The 4,300-nt window shown below is 70.2% G+C and carries 3 protein-coding genes; all 3 read right to left on the reverse strand.

The features are described from left to right. Positions 1-887, reverse strand: an 887-nt coding sequence (locus WA805_RS19100) for a glycosyltransferase family 39 protein (protein ID WP_425243012.1), incomplete at its 3' end; no start/stop codon positions are given. Further along, positions 884-2,197, reverse strand: a complete 1,314-nt coding sequence (locus WA805_RS19105; protein ID WP_424559251.1) for a glycosyltransferase — start codon at positions 2,195-2,197, stop codon at positions 884-886. The genes WA805_RS19105 and WA805_RS19100, both read right to left, overlap by 4 nt. A gap of 151 nt (positions 2,198-2,348) precedes the next feature. Next, a complete protein-coding gene (gene ligM, locus WA805_RS19110; protein WP_422284856.1) occupies positions 2,349-3,746 on the reverse strand; it encodes a vanillate/3-O-methylgallate O-demethylase in 1,398 nt (465 codons plus the stop codon). Between the last annotated feature and the right edge of the window lie 554 nt (positions 3,747-4,300).

A 4,300-nucleotide genomic window follows, 5' to 3' on the forward strand; every position in this document is an offset into this window, starting at 1 on the left:
CCGATCGACCCGGTCTCCGTCCCGTCGAGCCGCCCGAGCCCGTTGTAGCCGAGCGCCAGCTCAAGGATGTTGTTGTTCGTCGACCCGCCGAAGTACGGCCGCGACGACGCCGGCCACAGCTGCGCGATCGCCACCCACCAGCCGGCCCCGAGCACGACCGACAAGCCGAGCACCACGACCTGCCACACCCGCCGCCGGAACCGTGCCGGCCCTGCCCACAGGTACGCGATCCCGAACGCGGGCAGCACCAGGAACGCCTGCGCCATCTTGGTCAGGAACCCGAACCCGAGCAGCACCCCGGCCAGCACCAGCCAGCGGGTGCGGTCCCGCTCGATCGCGCGCTGCACGCAGTACGCGGCGGCGGTCATCAGCAGCACCAGCAGCGCGTCCGGGTTGTTGAACCGGAACATCAGCGCGGCCGCGGGCGTCAGCGCGAGCACGGCGCCCGCCACCAGGCCGGCCCCAGGCCCGAACCATCGCCGCACCGCCGCGTACAGCACCGCCACGGACGCGATGCCCTCGAGCGCCTGCGGCACGAGCAGCGTCCACGAGCTGAACCCGAAGATCCGCGCGGCTATCTCGTCCACCCACAGCGACGCGGGCGTCTTGTCGACCGTGATGAAGCTGGACGAGTCGAACGAGCCGAAGAAGAACGCCTTCCACGATCGCGTCCCCGCCTGCACCGCGGCGGCGTAGAAGTCGTTCGCGTAGCCGTTCCTGCTCAGGTTGAACAGGTACAGCACCCCGGTGACCAGCAGCAGGCCGAACAGCGCGGGCCGGGCCCAGGCCGGGTCACGCAGCGGCCCGCGCCAGAGCCGCCTGGCGAAGGACTGGCCCCCGCCGCCTGGCCGCGCCGCGGCGGAAACGGGGATCGTCGTGGCGCTCATCGCGTGCTCCCGGTGGTCTCGTTGATGACATCGACAGGGGTGGTCTGAGGCAGCGCCTCAGGCAGCGCCCCAGGCAGCGCTGTACCAGGCAGCGCTGTCGCAGGCGGGAAGGTCTCGGACGGCGTGCCGCCACCGCGCGGTGAGCCGAACACCCAGTTCCGGTACAGCGCGAACCGTACCAGCGTGGCGGCGAGGTTGGCCGCGACGAGCACCAGGACCTCGGTGCCGCGTCCCGGCGACGGCGACGCCGCGTGCAGCATCGCCAGCGCTCCCGACGTGAGCACGAGCCCCGCCGCGAACGCGATCAGCCCGCGGAACTGATGCCGGGCCGCGCCCGCCCGTCCCCGCACCCCGAACGTCAGCCGCCGGTTCGCCGCCGTGTTCCCCACCGCGGTCAGCAGCAGCGCCGCGAGGTTAGCCGCCTGCGCCCCGGCGAACCCGCGGAACAGCAGGTACAGCAGCACGTAAGCCGCCGTGCTCAGCACGCCGATCACCAGGAACCTGGGCAGCTGCCACGCCAGCCCCCGCCCGGCGCCCGCTGGCGCCCCGGACAGGCCGGCCTCTCGCAGCACCGGAACCGTGAGACGCCCCCGTGCCAGCCCCCAGCCGACGCGGCACACGCCCCGCAGGTCGCCGAGCGCGGTCGCGACGATGTCGACCCGCGAGTCGGCGTCGTCGATCCAGTCCACCGGCACCTCGTGGATCCGCAGCCCGGCGCGCTCGGCGAGCACGAGCAGTTCCGTGTCGAAGAACCACGACGTGTCCGCCACCAGGGGGAGCAGCTCGCGGGCCGCGTCCGCGCGGATCGCCTTGAACCCGCACTGCGCGTCGGAGAACCCGGCGCCGAGCGTGGCCCGCAGCAGCAGGTTGTACCCGCGGGAGATGACCTCGCGCTTCGCCCCGCGCACTACCCGCGATCCGCGCGCGAGCCGGGTGCCGATGGCCACGTCGCTGTGGCCGGACAGCAGCGGCGCGACGAGGGGCAGCAGCGCGTTCAGGTCCGTGGACAGGTCCACGTCCATGTACGCGAGGACCTCGGCGTCGCTGGCCGACCAGATCGCCTGCAGCGCCCGGCCGCGGCCGGGCAGGTCCAGGTGCACGGCGCGGACCTCACCAGGCAGCGCCGCGGCGAGTGACTGCGCCACCGCCCAGGTGCCGTCCGTGCTGCCGTTGTCGGCGATCGTCACCCGCGCGGTGCACGGGAAGGCGGACCGCAGGTAGCCGGCGAGCCGCCGCACGCTCGTCGCGAGGTCGCGTTCCTCGTTCCGCACCGGGATCACGATCTCGACCTGCGGGGAAACTTCGCTCATGCCAGTGAGTGTGAAACCCCTGGATGAGCGGCCGCTGCGCCGAGGTTCAGAGATAGCTCTAAGCCAGCTGAGGCTATGCGCGAGCTATCCCGCCGCTGAACCTTCCGTCCAGAATCATCCGGAACGTACGCGTTTCTCCGCCCCGCCCGCCTCAGCTCGCCGAGCTGCGCCAGCCTTCGTGGTAGCTGTCGCGCACCACGGCGGAGTACGGCACCGGGCTCACGATCGCGCGGACCGAGACCTGCTCGTGCGGCTGCACGGTGGTCTTGCGGCTGCCGCCGTCCGGTTCGCCCCAGATCACCCGCACCTCCGCGCCGATCGGCACGTCAGGGTCGACCGTGGCCAGCGACAGCGCGGCACGCTCGTTCGCGGTGTACCCGGTGAACATGGAAACCCCGACGATCTTCCCGTCCGCGTCGGTCACCGAGTCGAAGTTGGACGACCCGTAGTTCGCGTTCGGCAGGTCGAAGAACTGATAGCCGGGTGCGGGCCCGACCGGGGAGGCGAGCAGCGCGGCGACGTCCTCGGCGTTCCACGCGAGCGTCACCTTGCGGCGCTGGGCGGCCGGGTCGATCGCCTCGAGCGCGTCCCGCCCGATGAAGTCGTGGTCGAACTTCACGAACGAGCCGTAGCCGAGCTCCCACGGGTTCGTGTAATAGTCCCTGATGTCGCCGGACACGAAGCTGCCGGCGATCGCGTTGGTGGCCTCGTAGCTGTCCGCGCCGAGCCACTCGCGGTACGGCCGCAGTTCCTCGGCGGTGTAGATGGCGGGCAGCGGCGACGGGATCCAGCCCGACTCCAGGGTGTTGCACGAGTAGGCGCGGGCGCCGCAGGGCTCGAGGCCGAACTCCTGGCCGGCCGCGAGGACCGCGTCCCTGATCTTGTCGTAGCTCTCGTACGGCCCGTAGATCTCCAGGCCAGGAGCGCCGGCCATGCCGTGCCGGAGGGTGCGGACTTTCTCACCGGCGATCGTCATCCAGCCCATCCGGAAGAAGCGCACCTGCTCCATCGGGCCGCCGTTGAGCTTCTCGATGACCGGCCAGGCGTTCGGGCCCTGGATCTGGAAGCGCCACAGCTCGCGCGTGACCGGCTTGCCGTACGGCCGGGACGGCGACCGCGGGTCCAGCTTGAGGTCCACGTTGTAGCCGGTGCTGCCCCGGTACATCAGCCAGTTGGCGACCGGGGCGCGGCCGACGAACGTGAACTCCTCCTCGGCCTCGCGGAAGAGGATGCCGTCACCGATGACGCCGCCCTCCGGTGACACCGGGACGAACTGCTTGGCCGAGTCGACGGCGAACTTCGCCGTGCTGTTGATGCCGTGATCCGTGATCAGCTTCAGCGCGTCGGGACCGGAGATGAAGATGTTGGACATGTGGTGCGACTGGTCATACAGCACCGCGGTCTCGCGCCAGGCGATGGTTTCGCGGCGGAAGTTAGTGAACTCGGACGGAACCACCGGGTAGATGTAGGCGCCGATCTGCGAGTTCCTGAGCAGTTCTACCGTGTTCCCCGTGCTGTCCAGCAGCTCCTGCAGGTTTTTCGCGCTCATCTCTCACCCGTCTTCTCTGGCCGCTTTGTCGTGCGGTCCACATGCTAGCGTCCGGCTCGCCAGGCCGGAATGCCCGCAATCGGGAGGGTTAACCGCCGCGGTTGTGCCCAGCCACAAAGCTCGGCCCCGCGTGGTGCCACCCCGGACCTCCCCCCCGTTCCACCCGCGGGCGGATGGCAGATATCTTCCCATCGCGTCCGTCCCCCGCGCGCCCGACTTGTCCTGAATCCAAGGGCGGAAACCGATGGGAAGATGCAACCCGACAAGCCGGCCTCGGGCCGACTTTGCGTCAGTTTTCGTCTTGGTATCAGTTTTGGCCCTTTTGAAACGATTCAGATGCCCGGATCGGGGCCGAAACTGATACGAAGATGCGGGGGAGACCGGCCGGTCACAGCGGAAGCCTCACGGCAGGTCGGCCAGAGTGTCGGTGAGGGCTTCCAGGAGCTGGTCAGCGTTGGCGCGGCTGAACGGGAGCGGGGGGCGGATCTTGAGGGTGTGGCCGAGCGGGCCGGTGGCGCTGATCAGGACGCGGCGGTCGCGCATGCCGTTGACGA

Origin of the sequence: Trebonia sp. (genome assembly GCF_049794275.1) — a bacterium.
Classification (GTDB): Bacteria; Actinomycetota; Actinomycetes; order Streptosporangiales; family Streptosporangiaceae; genus Trebonia.